The sequence below is a fragment of the Methylophaga sp. UBA2689 genome, assembly GCA_002354555.1.
Classification (GTDB): domain Bacteria; phylum Pseudomonadota; class Gammaproteobacteria; order Nitrosococcales; family Methylophagaceae; genus Methylophaga.
Map to the genome: position 1 here is coordinate 13339 of DELT01000066.1, position 540 is coordinate 13878.

Annotated in this window: 1 pseudogene; it reads left to right on the forward strand. The window is 42.9% G+C overall.

What is annotated here, in order from left to right:
* Positions 1–159: 159 nt before the first annotated feature.
* Positions 160–540: pseudogene (locus B3M51_RS07930) on the forward strand (inorganic diphosphatase); the annotation flags it as partial.

Below are 540 nucleotides of genomic sequence, written 5' to 3' on the forward strand. Positions count from 1 at the left end.
GTGCTTTCCGCCTTGTCGGACACGCAAAGAGCCACCAGCAGTGGTGGAGATGAAAGATCAACAAGCCCTGACAGAGATATCGGCTTTGATGCTTGGGCAGTTTCTTTTATAATTGGCAGGTTTCTTTTTACCCTAATTTTTTATTGGAGCAATCGCTTTATGAACCTTGACCGAGTCGGCCCAGGCAGCAATCTGCCTGAAGATATCAACGTTATTATCGAAATTCCTGCAAATGCCAATCCGGTTAAATATGAAGTTGATAAAGCGACAGGCGCGCTGTTTGTAGATCGTTTTATGAATACCGCCATGTTCTATCCGGCAAATTATGGCTATGTGCCTAATACTTTGTCTGATGATGGTGACCCGGTNNCCAGTCGGTATGCTGAAAATGACCGATGAAAAGGGCGAAGATGCTAAAGTCGTTGCGGTTCCTCATGACAAAATGTATGACCATGTCAAAGACATCAATGACGTACCGGAATTTTTGCTCAATCAGATTTCACATTTCTTTGAACACTACAAAGATTTGGAAAAGAACAA